This window comes from Parabacteroides sp. KHUB-01 (assembly GCF_056640935.1).
Map to the genome: position 1 here is coordinate 3,699,602 of NZ_CM153256.1, position 14,804 is coordinate 3,714,405.

Consider the following 14,804-nt stretch of genomic DNA (forward strand, 5'->3'; position numbering starts at 1 on the left):
AGCTCGATCATAAACTTTATGGTCGGGCTTTTTTATTTTGCAATATTTTATTTCAATAATACAAAAACAAGAAAATGCCCGAGATACAAATGTATTCCCGGGCATTTTAGTTAGGTTATATTCTAGTCAAAGAATAAACATAGATTAAGCTTCTGCGCTCCAATCTTCAGCAGCCATACGTTTGTAAGCGCGAAGACGCCATTTAGCGTTTTCTTCAGCAGCTGCAAACAACTCAGCAGCTTCAGCAGGATACTGTTTAGCAACAGATGCGAAACGAACCTCGCCTTTCAAGAAGTCCTGGAACTTGCTCCAATCTGGTTCTTTTGAATCCAAAGTGAATGGGTTCTTTCCTTCTGCTTCCAAAGCTGGGTTGTAACGCCACAAGTGCCAGTAACCACATTCAACAGCAGCTTTTTCTTCTGCCTGTGATTTACCCATACCTTTCTTCAAACCGTGGTTGATACATGGAGCATATGCGATAACCAAAGATGGACCATCATAAGCTTCTGCTTCACGGATTGCTTTCAATGTCTGAGCCTGGTCTGCACCCATTGCAATCTGAGCAACATAAACGTAACCGTAAGTTGTAGCCATCAAACCAAGGTCTTTCTTACGAACTCGTTTACCAGCAGCAGCAAATTTAGCGATAGCACCAACAGGAGTAGCCTTAGATGACTGACCACCAGTGTTAGAGTAAACTTCAGTATCCAATACCAAGATGTTTACGTTCTTACCAGAAGCGATAACGTGATCCAAACCACCGTAACCAATATCGTAAGAAGCACCGTCACCACCGATAATCCACTGTGAACGTTTTACCAAGAAGTGAGCTAATTCTGCGATAGTAGCACAGTTCTTACATTTATCTTTGTTAGCTTCAACCATAGGAATGATCTTTTCAGCCAATTCCTTAGTCTTTTCAGCATCGTTCTGGTTTGCAATCCATTCTTTGTACAATTCTTTGTCAGCAGGGCAAGTTTCGCTTGCGATAGAAGCTTCCATAGCTGCCTGAAGGCGAGCACGCATCTTTTCGTTAGCTAATTCCATACCCAAACCGAATTCACAGAAGTCTTCGAACAAAGAGTTTGCCCAAGCTGGACCGTGACCTTTTTCGTTAGTAGTATATGGAGTTGATGGAACTGAACCAGAGTAGATAGAAGAACATCCAGTTGCATTAGCAACCATTTCGCGATCACCAAACAACTGAGAAATCAATTTAACGTAAGGAGTTTCACCGCAACCAGAGCAAGCGCCAGAGAACTCAAACAATGGAGTAGCGAACTGTGAATTCTTAACGTTTGATTTAACGTCAACCAAATTCTGTTTTGATTTAACGTTTTCAACGCAGTAATCCCAGTTAGCGGCTTCGCTCATCTGAGTTTCAAGAGGAACCATAGATAATGCTTTGTTTCCTTTGAAGCCCGGACATACATCAGCACAGTTACCGCAACCCAAACAGTCCATAACGTCAACCTGCATACGGAAAGCCATACCCTTCATTGTTGCAGGAGCTTTTACAGCGATAGTAGCGAAGTTTGCACCCTTCAATTCTTCTTCGTCTAATACGAACGGACGGATAGAAGCGTGAGGACAAACATAAGCACACTGGTTACACTGGATACAGTTGTTTTCATCCCAAACAGGAACGAATGCAGCAACACCACGTTTTTCATATTTAGCAGTTCCCTGATGCCAAGTACCATCTTCAATACCTTTGAAAGCAGAAACTTTCAACAAGTCACCATTCTGAGCATTGATAGGACGAACTACTTCGTTGATGAATGCAGGATCGTTGTTTGCAGCAACTTCGTCATCTGCCAAGTTAGCCCAAGCTGGATCAACAGTCAACTGCTGGTATTCACCACCACGGTCAACGGCAGCATAGTTCTTGTTAACAACGTCTTCACCCTTCTTACCGTATGACTTAACGATGAATTTCTTCATCTGTTCGATAGCCTGTTCAACAGGAATTACACCTGTGATACGGAAGAATGCAGACTGAAGGATTGTGTTTGTACGGTTACCCAAACCGATTTCCTGAGCAATCTTAGTTGCGTTAATATAGTAAACAGAAATATTTTTCTGTGCGAAATAACGTTTTACGTTGTTTGGCAAATTAGCAGCCAATTCTTCGCCTTCCCAGATTGTATTCAAAAGGAATGTACCGTTTTCACGCAAACCGCGAGTAACGTCATACATGTGCAAATAAGCCTGAACGTGGCAAGCAACGAAGTTTGGAGTGTTTACCAAATATGTTGAGCGGATAGGAGTGTCTCCGAAACGCAAGTGAGAACATGTGAAACCACCAGATTTCTTAGAGTCGTAAGCGAAGTAAGCCTGACAATATTTATTAGTGTTGTCACCGATAATCTTCACAGAGTTCTTGTTTGCACCTACTGTACCGTCAGCACCCAATCCATAGAATTTAGCTTCGAACATACCTTCACCACCCAAAGCGATTTCTTCTTTCTGAGGAAGAGAAGTGAAAGTAACATCGTCAACAATACCGATAGTAAAGTTGTTTTTAGGCATTGGCAATGCCAAGTTTTCATATACAGAAATAATCTGTGCAGGAGTTGTATCTTTAGAACCCAAACCATAGCGACCTCCTACGATAAGCGGAGCATTTTCTACGCCATAGAAGCAGTCCTTAACATCCAAATACAATGGTTCACCGTTAGCACCTGGTTCTTTAGTACGGTCCAAAACAGCAATACGCTTAGCAGTCTTAGGCACAGCAGCCAAGAAATGCTTAGCAGAGAACGGACGATACAAGTGAACAGAAACCAAACCTACTTTTTCACCGTTAGCCATCATATAGTCGATAGCTTCGCGAGCAGCTTCTGTTACAGAACCCATAGCGATGATAACGCGTTCAGCATCTTCAGCACCATAGTAATCGAACAAACCATATTTACGGCCTGTAATCTTAGAGATTTCGTTCATATATTCTTCTACGATAGCTGGAACTGATTCATAGAAGTTATTTGAAGATTCTCTGTGCTGGAAGAAGTGATCTGGGTTTTCAGCCATACCACGTGCTACTGGTTTCATTGGGTTCAATGCGCGAGCACGGAATTCAGCCAAAGCTTCCTGGTCGATAAGCGGAGCCAAATCTTCGTTTTCCAACATTTCAATCTTCTGGATTTCGTGAGATGTACGGAAACCATCGAAGAAGTTAACGAAAGGAACGCGAGATTTGATTGTTGACAAGTGAGCAACACCTGCCAAATCCATAACTTCCTGAACAGAACCTTCAGCTAACATTGCGAAACCTGTCTGGCGGCAAGACATAACATCCTGGTGGTCGCCAAAGATACACAATGCGTGTGAAGCCAATGTACGAGCAGAAACATGGAATACGCAAGGAAGCAATTCACCTGCGATTTTATACATATTAGGGATCATCAGCAACAGACCCTGAGATGCAGTGTATGTTGTTGTCAATGCACCAGCCTGCAATGAACCGTGTACAGCACCAGCTGCACCAGCTTCTGATTGCATTTCCTGAACCAATACTGTTTCGCCGAAGATGTTCTTACGTCCGGCAGCAGCCCATTCATCTACATATTCAGCCATTGTAGATGATGGAGTGATGGGATAAATAGCAGCAACTTCACTGAACATATATGAAATATGCGCAGCAGCCTGGTTACCATCACAGGTGATAAATTTCTTTTGTTTTGTCATAGACTTATAAACTATTAGTACTATTAGTATTTTTGTTTTTAGTATTAATCAATATAAAAAACCGAACAGCCACAGCGGAATAACATTGTCTTCACCACAAGTTATCTTATCCACTGCATAATATATGTCAGGATTATTTCTTGAACGCATAGTCTCTTCAATCCTGAACTGATATTTGTTGTCAACTACAAATTGTGTGTTTTTGGCACCCTGACTAAGTGTACTGTCTTTTTGCAACTGATTGTAGAAAAAAGATTCGCGCACAGTATCCGGATTGACCTGCATAGGTCTGATAGGATACATAAGGTTTGAATTATACATATATACTTTCGACGGTTTTTTAGGAAATGATTCTCCCGCAGGATAAAGCATGTTTACCAGACGTGCGTCTGCCAGATATTTTATATAATTCATCACCGTTGCACGTGAAGTCTCAATTTCTTTGCTAAGTTGACTTACATTTGGTGTTCCAGGTGCATTTACCGCTAGCAAATATAATAATTTGCGCAATTTAGGCAAATAACTTTGTTCAATTTGTTTTATGTACAGGACGTCTACTTCAAGCATCATGTTCATTGTCTTGAGCAGATTCTCTGAGAAATTACGTTTTTCGAGGAAAAATGGATAAAAACCATGATGGAGATAATCCTGAAAATAATCCAAAGGTTGTACTTTCCTGCATATTTCCCTGCAAATATCACGGTGATTATTCATTATCTCACTCAGCGTGTAAGCTCTGAAGTCATTTCCGGAAAGCAAGTTAAGAAATTCTCTGAAAGAAAAACCTCTCAAATGGTAAGAAACAACTTTCCCGGACAGATCCGGGTTTTCTTCTTTCAGACGCATTACTGAAGAACCAGAGAAAACTATTTTCAAATCAGGGAAGTTGTCATAGCAATAACGAAGTTCCTTTGACCAGCCAGAATATTTGAATACCTGATCAATAAGCAAAACTTTACCTCCTTGTTTATAAAAGTTTGTAGCAAAATCTTTGATAGAACATTCTGTAAAATAAAAATGGTTCAGATTAACATACAGACATTCCTGATTGTCTGCTCCAAAATGTTCACGTGCATAATCAAGCAAAAATGTAGTTTTGCCTACACCTCGTGAGCCTTTTATCCCTATCAAACGATCATTCCAGTCTATTTCGTCCATTAAACCTCTCCGAACGGGAGATTGCAGATGCTCGACCAAATATTTATGTGTACGAAAAAAAGCTTCCACAATTATAAACAATATTTATTGTTTGACAGCGCAAATATAAGTAACTTCTTCTAAACTGCAATGTGTAGATTGCAATTTTGTTGTTCTGCTATCTGTTTTTTGATGCTTTTCTGAAAAAATATACATTATTAGCCTTGAATGTAACGTATTTATATTTTATGTTCATTCAAGTCTGACAGAACCTTCTTCAATAATAATATGGTCCATTATATTTGCAGGCGGACGTTGAGCTTGCAATTCCTTTTTCATGAAATCCATAAAAGGCGCTACATGTTCGAAAAACTTATAATAGCCTTTACACAGATAATTCAAACCAAATTCTCCGTCTTTTGTTTTCATAAATCTGTTTTTAGGACATTCACCGTTGCAAGCGAATAAGTATTCACAATTTTTACACTGAGAAGGAAGTGTGTCGAATTTATCAGTTCCAAACTTTAACTGTCTTGGGCTATACATCATTTCTGTCAGTGTTTGTGTACGGATATTACCAAGTTTATATTCAGGGAATACAAAATGGTCGCAAGAATATACATCTCCATTGAATTCCATTACACCAGCATGTCCACAATGTTTAGCCATAGAACATACTCCAGGCTGAACTCCAACCCAGTTTGCCAACGTGGAATCGAATATCTGAATGAAAAATTTACCGACATCCTTTTTTACCCATTCATCGAATATGCTACAAAGAAATTTACCCCATTTTTCTGGATCAACTGAAAAAGGAGCCAGTTTGATTTCTTCATTTTGCTCATTCGGACTTGTCAGGACTGTACCGTTATTATGTGCTGTAAATCTTTCAACTATAGGTGCAAACTGGATATATCTGCAATCTATTTCCTTGAAAAAGTTATAGAATTCCAGAGGATAGTCAACATTATAGTCATTGACAACAGCCATCGCATTATATTCTACTCCGTGTTTTTTGAGCAGTTCAATTCCTTTCATAACTTTGAAGAATGAAGGCAGTCCTTGCTTATTCCTTCTGTATTCGTCATGAAATTCTTGTGGACCATCTATTGATATTCCGACAAGGAAATTGTTTTCTTTGAAGAATTTACACCACTCATCATTTAGCAATGTGCCGTTTGTCTGTATACAATTGTCAATTTGTCTGCCGTTAGCATACTTTTTCTGAAGCTCGATTGCTTTTTTGTAGAAGCTCAGCGGACGCATAAGAGTTTCTCCTCCGTGCCAAGTGAAAAGAACTTCTTGTGTAGTCTGACACTCAATGTATTCTTTGATGAACTTTTCAAGCAGCTCATCTGATAAAATTGTGTTTTTTTCTTCCGGATAAAGTTTCCCTTTTTCCAAATAATAGCAATATTCGCATGCCAAATTGCATATTGAACCTGCCGGTTTCAACATTACATACACTGGTCTTGCGAATGGTGAAATAGTAGACATAGGTAAAATAGTTTATATTGAGGTTTATTTATTCTTTCTGTAGTCTAACAGAAATCCTTCACATATCCAATTTGCTAAAGCCTGACGATTGTTCTTTTGGACAATACGTTGCTGATCATATTTATTCTGAATATTACCCAATTCCACAAACAAAGCAGTTGGAACTGTATTCTTTATAACATATAAATCACGCTTGCTGATAGTTCCAGAAAAACCTCTGCCAGGTTGATGTCTGTCATATTTTTTTTGGAATGTATTTCTCATTGTGCGGGCAAGATGTTTACCTGCCGAGCTGCCACTGTGATAGAAGAATACATCAGTTTGTTTACTTTTACTTCTGCTATCAACATGAACGAACAATGCTCTTTTATAAGTTTCCTTATCTTTATTATATAGGGAATTGATTTTGTCACATCTTTGTTTCAGACGCTGAACTTGGTTGAGCGGGATTTTGCTTCCCATGCATGTTTCACGTTTACTGTTGTTCAGAAAATATTCGTCACGGATTCCATCTTTGGAATCTTGGATAATTATATGAACTTTAGCTCCTCGCATCATAAGGTTACGTGCCACTCGGAGTATGATATCATAAGCATATTCATCTTCATGCAATTCTTTTTTACCTGCATATCCAATGGCTCCAGGATCTGGTCCGCCATGTCCGCTCACAAGATAAAAGCATGCTCCGGATAGCTCATTTGAGACAATATCAAAATTAGCGTAATTTTTCCCGAAAAGCGGCTCATAATTTTTCCTTTTCGCGGAATTGTCCTGATTTCTTACTTTAATGTTTTTATCTGAAGTGCTTTCTGAATCTTTCAGAGGAGGCAAGGTGTATTTGATATGTTTGAGCAAACCGTAATTTCTGCCGAATTTGCCTCTGTTAAGTTCAATGAATTGATTTTTATAATATTCACCGGTTCTGTTGAACCTTTTCAAGAACAGTGTTATTCCTTCTCCATCCTTTGGATAAGCCTTTTCCTGAGCTACCAAATCGTTGGAGAATACAAAAGTTCCTAATATCAGAAAAAATAAAATGTTTTTAATAGCGTTCATCAATTATTATGTTTAGTGATTATGTCCCATATAGCTTTGGTAAGCTCTATGTCGTATTTAGCGTCGTGTAATTTCACTGATTCAATAGGGATTCCTAATTCTCTTGCAACGGTTTCCTGTTTGAAATCTTTCATTTTTGAGCGTTCTGTCATAAGATATTGTGATGCCAGAACCATAACATCTATTGAATTTACCCAAAACCAGGAATAAAAATAGTTGTCTCCGTTTTGCACAAAAAAAGCTTTCAGAAAATGATTATCGAATGATGCATTGTTGTATCCGGCAAGAAAAAACTTATCCGTCTTGTCGTATTTGTCAATATATTTTGAAAGCAATTCTATTAGTTGGTTGTAAACATCTTTCATTGGAGGATAAGAAAGTATTTGCTGGCGTGTAACATTGCAGACCTTCAAAGCTTCATCGTCAATTTCGCATTGCGGGTTAGGACAAACATTGAAATTAAAATATTCTTTAGTTTCTCCGTCAATGACAATTTGTCCGCTTATCTGGTGGATACCGTTTCTCCAGTATTTTATACCAGTAGTTTCCAAGTCGAAAAAAAATATTTTCATATGTAGATGTCTTATTATATTCTGTGATTTTGCAAGTTTGCAAAACTTTGGGGCAAAATCCCTCATTGCAAAAATACAAAAATAAATCACAGTTGTTGCAAAAAAATACATTTGATGATGCGCATTTCACATATTGTTATTTCCTTTGCAGTCCGAAGAATATATAGCAATAATATGTTTTTAAGAAAAATACTTATTCCCGCCATGCTCTTTGCTGCGGTGACTGCCAAAGCTCAATTGACAGATGAATTATATCGTAGCGATTATAAAATTGATAAAGACAATAAAGGTAGTTTGTTTATAGAGTTGGACAATTTGTCTTTTTTCAAGGATAACGAATATTCTGGAAATGTAATGAAAGGATATTCGTTGCCGGGATTTTGGCTTCAGCCTAAAGTCGTTTATTATCCTTTGGAAAATATCAAGCTGGAATTAGGTGCGCATCTTTTGAAATATTGGGGAGCACAGCAATATCCTTATGCTTCATATTTTGATATTCCGGAATGGCAGGGGAATGATTTCCAACATGGTTTCCATGCTTTGCCTTGGCTAAGGGCACAAATTGATTTTTCGGATAATTTCAGTGTAATTCTGGGAAACATTTACGGCGCATCAAATCATCGTTTGATTGAACCTCTTTATAATCCTGAATTAAATCAGACTGCAGATCCTGAAGCTGGAGCTCAGATTCTGTATTCGAGCAAATATTTTGATTTGGATTTCTGGGGAAGCTGGGACAGTTTTATTTTCCGTAATGACGTGCATCAGGAGTCATTCACTGTAGGACTTTCCACTCGCGCCAAATGGAATGAACCGGAAAATGAAGTGCATTTCTATACAAACCTTCAGCTTTTGGCGCGTCACTATGGAGGTGAGATTGATACAATAACAACGAATTCCGTACAGACATTGATGAATGGAGCTTTGGGAATAGGTACGGAATGGAATGCTTCCAGGAAATATTTGAAAAAAGTAGGTTTGGAGGTGGATGTTTTGGGCTATTACCAGCAAGCTGGCAAGATGTGGCAACTGGATTCAGGATATGCAATTTATTCCAGCGCATATGCAGATATAAAAAATGTCAGACTTAAAGCAGGATATATGTGGAATAATGATTTTATTTCCATGTATGGCAGTCCGTTTTTTGGCTCAGTATCAACAAAACAGCCTGGCGGAGTTTTTGATAATCCGCAACTTGTGCATTGGGGATTGGAATATACCCGTTCATTCGGGAAATACTTTTCTTTTGGTGCTGACTTGTCTGTTTACCATTGTTTTGGTGGAAAATTCATTGTTGATGGAGTGGAGGAGAATAACAAACAGTCCACAAGCTTTTCAGCTGGAATTTACATGCGAATAAAACCTTCTTTCCTTTTGTTCCGGAAAAAATAGAATGAACTCTTGATTTTTAATGCAGATGATATTTTTATTTCATAATATGTGGAAAAAGTTTTCCATATATTATGAAATAAGTTTTCCAAGCCGTAAAAAAGTTGTGAAAATGTAATTTGTTTATTTACAAAGGTTTATAAAATTGGCTTTTAGGCATAAAAAAATCTATAGTTTTCTTGTATAGAAAAACTATAGAATATTATAATTTGAGTTGCTTAAAAGCGGACAATGTGCAATGAACTTGAGACTTTAAAAGTAAACTGCAGTAATAATTGTAATAGTATTACCAAAACTTATTCTGCATAGGATTGTATTCAAATCCGACCGATTTCATTTTGTCAATCAGATATTTCTTGTCAATATCCATATCTGTACACAAGTCGTCAAGTGAAGAATAATAATCTCTTAATTTTAGATTGATGAAGCTAAACAGCATCATCGGGTCATTAGGTAATTCCATTTTTATTTTATGTTTAAACATATAAACACAGAAAACACGGAGAAATTATTTCTCCATGCTTTCCGTGTCTATTTAGTCTATTCTTTAATTTAAAAGAAAAAACAATTTATTATTCGCCTTTGATAGCTGCGATACCCGGAAGAATTTTACCTTCGATAGCTTCAAGCAAAGCACCACCACCAGTTGAGATGTAAGAAACTTTGTCAGCCATACCAAATTTATTGATACAAGCAACAGAGTCACCACCACCGATCAAAGAGAATGCACCTTCAGCAGTTGCTTCAGCGATAGCATCAGCAATAGCTTTTGAACCGCCAGCGAAGTTATCCATTTCGAATACACCTGCAGGACCGTTCCAAAGAATTGTTTTAGCACCTTTGATAGCAGCTTTGAATTCTTCGCGAGTCTTAGGACCAGCATCCAAGCCCATCCATCCGTCAGGAATATTGTTGTCATCGCAAACCTGAGTGTTAGCATCATTAGCAAATGCATCAGCAGCGATACAGTCGCAACCCAAAACCAAGTTTACACCTTTAGCTTTAGCTTTAGCGATGATATCCAAAGCCAACTGAAGTTTGTCATCTTCAACCAAAGAGTTACCGATTTTGCCACCCTGAGCTTTAGCGAAAGTAAATGCCATACCACCGCAAAGAATCAAGTTGTCAACTTTGTCCATCAAGTTTTCGATGATACCGATCTTAGTTGAAACTTTAGAACCACCCATGATAGCAGTGAACGGACGTTTGATGTTGCTCAATACGTTGTCAACAGCTGTAACTTCTTTTTCCATCAAGTAGCCCAACATTTTGTGGTCTGCATCGAAGTAGTCAGCGATAACAGCAGTTGAAGCGTGTTTACGGTGAGCTGTACCGAATGCGTCGTTAACGTAGCAGTCAGCATAAGAAGCCAAAGTTTTAGCGAATTCTTTCTGAGAAGCCTTCATTGCTTTCTTAGCATCTTCGTATGCAGGATCTTCTTTTTCGATGCCTACTGGTTTACCTTCTTCTTCTGGATAGAAACGCAAGTTTTCCAATAGAAGAACTTCACCTGGTTTCAATGCAGCAGCAGCGTCAGCAGCTTTAGCGCAATCTGGAGCGAATTTAACTGCAACACCAAGTTTTTCAGAAACTGCGTCAACAATCTGGCTCAAAGAATATTTAGCATTTACTTTACCTTTTGGTTTACCCATGTGAGACATGATGATAAGGCTACCACCGTCTGCCAAAATTTTCTTCAATGTAGGCAGAGCACCGCGGATACGAGTGTCGTCAGTGATTTTACCTTCTTCATTCAAAGGCACGTTAAAGTCAACGCGCACAATTGCCTTTTTACCGGCAAAGTTAAAATTGTCCATTGTTTGCATAACTTTCTTTATTTAAAGTCTGAATAAATATAATCTTTTTCGTTTGTGTTTTCCGATTGCAAACTTACACAAAATATATTTTATAACAATGTTTGCCGTAAAATTTATTCGATAAGTTTGAATCTCAGTCTTAATCTTCCGTCCTGATAGTCGTAGTTCAACATTTTGAAATGCCCGATTTCAGATGTGTTTGCCACATGTGCACCAATACATGCGCAAGCGTCATAATCTCCAATTTTTACGATTCTTAGCGTGTCACTTGCATTATCCGGCAGTTTGCTCAGGTCCACAATGTTTGCCGCATCTTCTTTGCTCATGAATTCTGCAGTAACATTCAGATGTTGGTCTATTACTTCATTTATCCGTCTTTCCACTTCCTGCATCATTTCGTCGGTTGGAGCCTCGCTTAATTCATAATCAGCTTTACTTTTCTTTCTTTCAATATGTGCATTTTTCGAACGTGGGCATCCGAACATTCTGACCATAGTCTGGTTCAGGATATGTTCGGCGGTGTGCATAGGAGGGTATTCCTGTTTGTTGTGTTCGTTCAGTTGAATTTCTTTATCCATGAATAAATTTATTTCAAAAAATAATAAATCTGTTTGTCTTATTTTATCTCAAATCTTTCTCGAAAGCCAGCCTTTCTTCACCGCCACGATAAACGACATCGCCTTTATATACAAATCCTAGAGATTTGAATATACTAAGCATATAATTGTTGTCATATTTCGTGTCTACACGGAAAAAGTTTACACCTCTTTGTCTTGCCACATCCTCAGCTTTGAGCATAAATCTTTTCCCAAGACCTTGGTGTTTGGCTTCGTCAGCAACAGCCAGACGGTGCACAACAAGATATTTGTCGTCTGTTGTCCAGGTATTGATTTGCCTGTATACATCTTCTTCTGTAAAGGAAATAACACCATAAGCTACGACAGTTCCTTCCTTTTCAAATACATAACCTTCGTCGTTACCTATATCTGTGATTATGTTTTCACGTGCAGGATAATTCTCATTCCACTGGCAACTTCCCAAGCGTTTCATTTGATCTTTTGCCTGCTGCATGATTTCCATAATACGGTCCGTGTCGCTATGTCCGGCTTTCCTGAATACTATTGAATCGTTTTGCATTTTTGATAATATACATTTAAAAGCACCGTAAAATTCATAAAAATGATTTAGAGAAACAAATTTGCAGAATATAAATGTTTATAAGTTTTGCATATTGCTCAACTTAAAAGTTGACAAGGTCAAATATCTATTATTTAGCACTTAATTGTTTAAGAGCTCTTGTTAACTTGTTTTCTTGTCAACTCGTAAACTGAAAGTTGAGCCTGGCGAAATTTAAATAAAAGAGCTAATGTCTGTTTCTGATTTTGATTTTTAGTTTCTGTTATGTAGCGAAGTCAAACAAAATGCCTATTTTTGTATCGAATATCAAAAAAGTAGAAACTGAAAAGAAAAATATATAAGAAAGAGATGAAGAGATTGCTTATATTGCTGTTGATAAATATATGCTCTTTTTCGTTGTGGGCGCAGATTAACACAGACCGAGTGATGTCAATCGGACGAAATGCTCTGTATTTTGAGGATTATGTGCTATCCATACAATATTTCAATCAGGTAATCAAGGCTAAACCTTGGCTTGCTGAGCCATATTTCTATCGTGCTGTCGCAAAGATTAGTTTGGACGATTATAAGGGTGCAGAAGATGATTGCACTGCATGTCTCGAACGAAATCCGTTTCTGGCTCAGGCATATTATGCCAGAGGTGTTGCCCGACAGAGTCAGGAAAACTATGATGGAGCAATTGCCGATTATACCAAAGGGTTGGAGTTCCGCATGGAAGATCGTCAGATGATGATAAATAGGGCAGTAGCTTATATTCAGAAAGGTGATTTCGATGGTGCTGAAAAAGCTTTTGAAGAACTGATGAAAGCTCACCCGAGATATTCAATGAATTATCTCTCAAGAGGTGCGATGTATCTTGAAAAAGGTGATACACTGAAAGCTCTTGCCGATTATAACAAGGCAATCGAAATGGATCCATATTATGCTCCGGCATATGGAAACCGTGCTATTCTGCATTATCAGATGCATAGTTTGGACAGCGCTTTGGTAGATTTGAATGAAGCAATCCATCTTAATCCCCGCGAAAGTGGATATTTCATAAATCGTGGTTTGGTTAGATATCAGCAGAATAATCTTCGTGGCGCAATGGCGGATTACGATCAGGTGGTAAGTATGGACAGAGACAATCTTATTGCCCGCTTCAACCGCGGACTTCTCCGATTCCAGGTTGGCGATAACAACAGAGCGATTGAAGATTTTGATGTAGTGATAAATCTTGAGCCGGACAATTACATGGCGTACTACAATAGAGCTTTGCTGCGTTACGAAACTGGTGACTATCGCGGAGCCGTTGCCGATTATGACGTAGTGCTTAATGAATATCCTAACTTCTTGCCTGGATATTACAGCAGAGCAGAAGCCAAGAAGAAAATGAATGACCTTGCTGGTGCCGACAAAGACTTCTGGACAGCTTATAATAAGGAGCAGCAGATGAAGAAGGATCGCGCAGCCGGAAAATCAACATCTTCTTCAGACTTGGCGGATAATGATGATAATAAAGATAAGGATACAAAAGACAAGCAGGAAGAAAATACTCGAGAGCAGTCTGATAAGAACATAAGCAAGTTCAACCACCTTGTCGTTTATGATAAAGAGGAAGAACGACGCAGTAAATATCAAAGCGAAGTGCGTGGACGAGTTCAGGACAACAATGTGCATGTTGACATTGAACCTCAGTTCATCCTTACATATTACGAAAAGCCTGACCCAGTCAAGAAACTTGTATATTATGACAAAATTGTTGAGTCATATAATTCAAAGATGCTACTGAAGCGCAAATTAATTTTGACAAATCAGGAAGCAGCTTTGACTGAAGACCAGGTAAGTGCTCACTTCGAGTCTATAAACGAATATTCTGCACGCCTTGAAAAGAATCCTAATGATGCTGATTTATACTTTGGTAGGGCTATTGATTATATGTTGGTACAGGATTTCGATGAAGCAATAAAAGATTTTGACCGCGTAATAGACATCAATCCGGAATTCGTAATGGCTTATTTCAATAGGGCTGTGGTGAGATATAAAAAGTTAGAATATGCTTCGTCTCAGGAAGAGCAGACTTATGCCGAGGAGTTTATTCCCGGGGGAAATATGACAATGAATCTTGTTACGGGAAAAACAAGCGGAGTTAAGAAAATGGGTGACGACCCTGTTACTGCAAAACTGAAAGACAACAAAAAGTCATACGAGTATGAAATGGTTACTCGTGACTATGATATGGTTATTAAGTATGCTCCGAACTTTGTATATGCATATTTCAACCGTGCAAATCTCAGATGTGCTCAGCGAGATTATCGAGCAGCAATTGCCGATTATACAGAAGCGATATACAGAGATCCTGAATTTGCTGATGCATATTTCAACCGAGGTTTGGCTTATTTGTCTCTTGGCGATGCCCGAAACGGAATAGCCGATTTGAGCAAGGCAGGAGAGTTGGGTATATTCAATGCTTATAGCATTATTAAGAGAATGACAAGCAGATAATACAACTTGTTGGAGGAAAGAAAAC

At 38.4% G+C, this 14,804-nt stretch carries 11 protein-coding genes; 2 read left to right on the forward strand and 9 right to left on the reverse strand.

The genetic code is table 11. The features are described 5' to 3' along the window. Nucleotides 1-144 precede the first annotated feature (144 nt). The 5 genes from nifJ to ACYIAR_RS15635 form a co-directional block, all read right to left on the reverse strand. Complete coding sequence (gene nifJ / locus ACYIAR_RS15615) at nucleotides 145-3,690, reverse strand: pyruvate:ferredoxin (flavodoxin) oxidoreductase (RefSeq protein ID WP_480330983.1); 3,546 nt, start codon at nucleotides 3,688-3,690, stop codon at nucleotides 145-147. A gap of 48 nt (nucleotides 3,691-3,738) precedes the next feature. Continuing rightward, nucleotides 3,739-4,917 carry an ATP-binding protein gene (locus tag ACYIAR_RS15620; protein WP_480330985.1) on the reverse strand — a complete coding sequence of 393 codons (1,179 nt, stop codon included), beginning with the start codon at nucleotides 4,915-4,917 and terminating at the stop codon, nucleotides 3,739-3,741. 162 nt (nucleotides 4,918-5,079) lie between these two features. Next, nucleotides 5,080-6,324 carry an anaerobic sulfatase-maturation protein gene (locus ACYIAR_RS15625; RefSeq protein ID WP_480330987.1) on the reverse strand — a complete coding sequence of 415 codons (1,245 nt, stop codon included), beginning with the start codon at nucleotides 6,322-6,324 and terminating at the stop codon, nucleotides 5,080-5,082. A gap of 24 nt (nucleotides 6,325-6,348) precedes the next feature. Continuing rightward, nucleotides 6,349-7,380: an N-acetylmuramoyl-L-alanine amidase family protein gene (locus tag ACYIAR_RS15630; RefSeq protein ID WP_480330989.1), complete on the reverse strand. Its 1,032-nt coding sequence runs from the start codon at nucleotides 7,378-7,380 to the stop codon at nucleotides 6,349-6,351. Further along, nucleotides 7,380-7,952, reverse strand: coding sequence for a 3'-5' exonuclease (locus ACYIAR_RS15635; protein ID WP_480330991.1), 573 nt, complete (start codon nucleotides 7,950-7,952; stop codon nucleotides 7,380-7,382). The genes ACYIAR_RS15630 and ACYIAR_RS15635 overlap by 1 nt, the downstream gene beginning before the upstream one ends. A gap of 174 nt (nucleotides 7,953-8,126) precedes the next feature. Between ACYIAR_RS15635 and lpxZ the strand changes: the two genes are divergently transcribed. Next, complete coding sequence (lpxZ, locus tag ACYIAR_RS15640) at nucleotides 8,127-9,344, forward strand: LpxZ family protein (protein WP_480330992.1); 1,218 nt, start codon at nucleotides 8,127-8,129, stop codon at nucleotides 9,342-9,344. Nucleotides 9,345-9,627: 283 nt separating this feature from the next. Here the strand turns inward: lpxZ and ACYIAR_RS15645 are convergent, their stop codons facing one another. The 4 genes from ACYIAR_RS15645 to ACYIAR_RS15660 all read right to left on the reverse strand — a co-directional run bounded on the left by ACYIAR_RS15645 (nucleotide 9,628) and on the right by ACYIAR_RS15660 (nucleotide 12,295). After that, nucleotides 9,628-9,804 (reverse strand): DUF4250 domain-containing protein, encoded by a 177-nt coding sequence (locus tag ACYIAR_RS15645; RefSeq protein ID WP_480330994.1) that lies wholly within the window; start codon nucleotides 9,802-9,804, stop codon nucleotides 9,628-9,630. A 109-nt stretch (nucleotides 9,805-9,913) separates the two neighbouring features. Continuing rightward, nucleotides 9,914-11,167, reverse strand: a complete 1,254-nt coding sequence (locus ACYIAR_RS15650) for a phosphoglycerate kinase (RefSeq protein ID WP_480330995.1) — start codon at nucleotides 11,165-11,167, stop codon at nucleotides 9,914-9,916. 104 nt (nucleotides 11,168-11,271) lie between these two features. Further along, nucleotides 11,272-11,736, reverse strand: coding sequence for an alanyl-tRNA editing protein (locus tag ACYIAR_RS15655; RefSeq protein ID WP_480330997.1), 465 nt, complete (start codon nucleotides 11,734-11,736; stop codon nucleotides 11,272-11,274). Nucleotides 11,737-11,779: 43 nt separating this feature from the next. Continuing rightward, complete coding sequence (locus ACYIAR_RS15660; protein ID WP_480330999.1) at nucleotides 11,780-12,295, reverse strand: GNAT family N-acetyltransferase; 516 nt, start codon at nucleotides 12,293-12,295, stop codon at nucleotides 11,780-11,782. A 348-nt stretch (nucleotides 12,296-12,643) separates the two neighbouring features. Here ACYIAR_RS15660 and ACYIAR_RS15665 point away from each other — a divergent pair, with 348 nt between their 5' ends. Next, on the forward strand, nucleotides 12,644-14,779 hold the full coding sequence (locus tag ACYIAR_RS15665) for a tetratricopeptide repeat protein (RefSeq protein WP_480331001.1): 2,136 nt from the start codon (nucleotides 12,644-12,646) through the stop codon (nucleotides 14,777-14,779). The last annotated feature ends 25 nt before the right edge of the window (nucleotides 14,780-14,804 follow it).

Bases quoted from the DNA above. Each gene is read 5' to 3' on its own strand.
- ACYIAR_RS15655 (WP_480330997.1), bottom strand. From the start codon at position 11,736: ATGGATAAAGAAATTCAACTGAACGAACACAACAAACAGGAATACCCT.
- ACYIAR_RS15630 (WP_480330989.1), bottom strand. From the start codon at position 7,380: ATGAACGCTATTAAAAACATTTTATTTTTTCTGATATTAGGAACTTTT.
- ACYIAR_RS15635 (WP_480330991.1), bottom strand. From the start codon at position 7,952: ATGAAAATATTTTTTTTCGACTTGGAAACTACTGGTATAAAATACTGG.
- ACYIAR_RS15660 (WP_480330999.1), bottom strand. From the start codon at position 12,295: ATGCAAAACGATTCAATAGTATTCAGGAAAGCCGGACATAGCGACACG.
- nifJ (WP_480330983.1), bottom strand. From the start codon at position 3,690: ATGACAAAACAAAAGAAATTTATCACCTGTGATGGTAACCAGGCTGCT.
- lpxZ (WP_480330992.1), top strand. From the start codon at position 8,127: ATGTTTTTAAGAAAAATACTTATTCCCGCCATGCTCTTTGCTGCGGTG.
- ACYIAR_RS15645 (WP_480330994.1), bottom strand. From the start codon at position 9,804: ATGGAATTACCTAATGACCCGATGATGCTGTTTAGCTTCATCAATCTA.
- ACYIAR_RS15650 (WP_480330995.1), bottom strand. From the start codon at position 11,167: ATGCAAACAATGGACAATTTTAACTTTGCCGGTAAAAAGGCAATTGTG.
- ACYIAR_RS15665 (WP_480331001.1), top strand. From the start codon at position 12,644: ATGAAGAGATTGCTTATATTGCTGTTGATAAATATATGCTCTTTTTCG.
- ACYIAR_RS15625 (WP_480330987.1), bottom strand. From the start codon at position 6,324: ATGTCTACTATTTCACCATTCGCAAGACCAGTGTATGTAATGTTGAAA.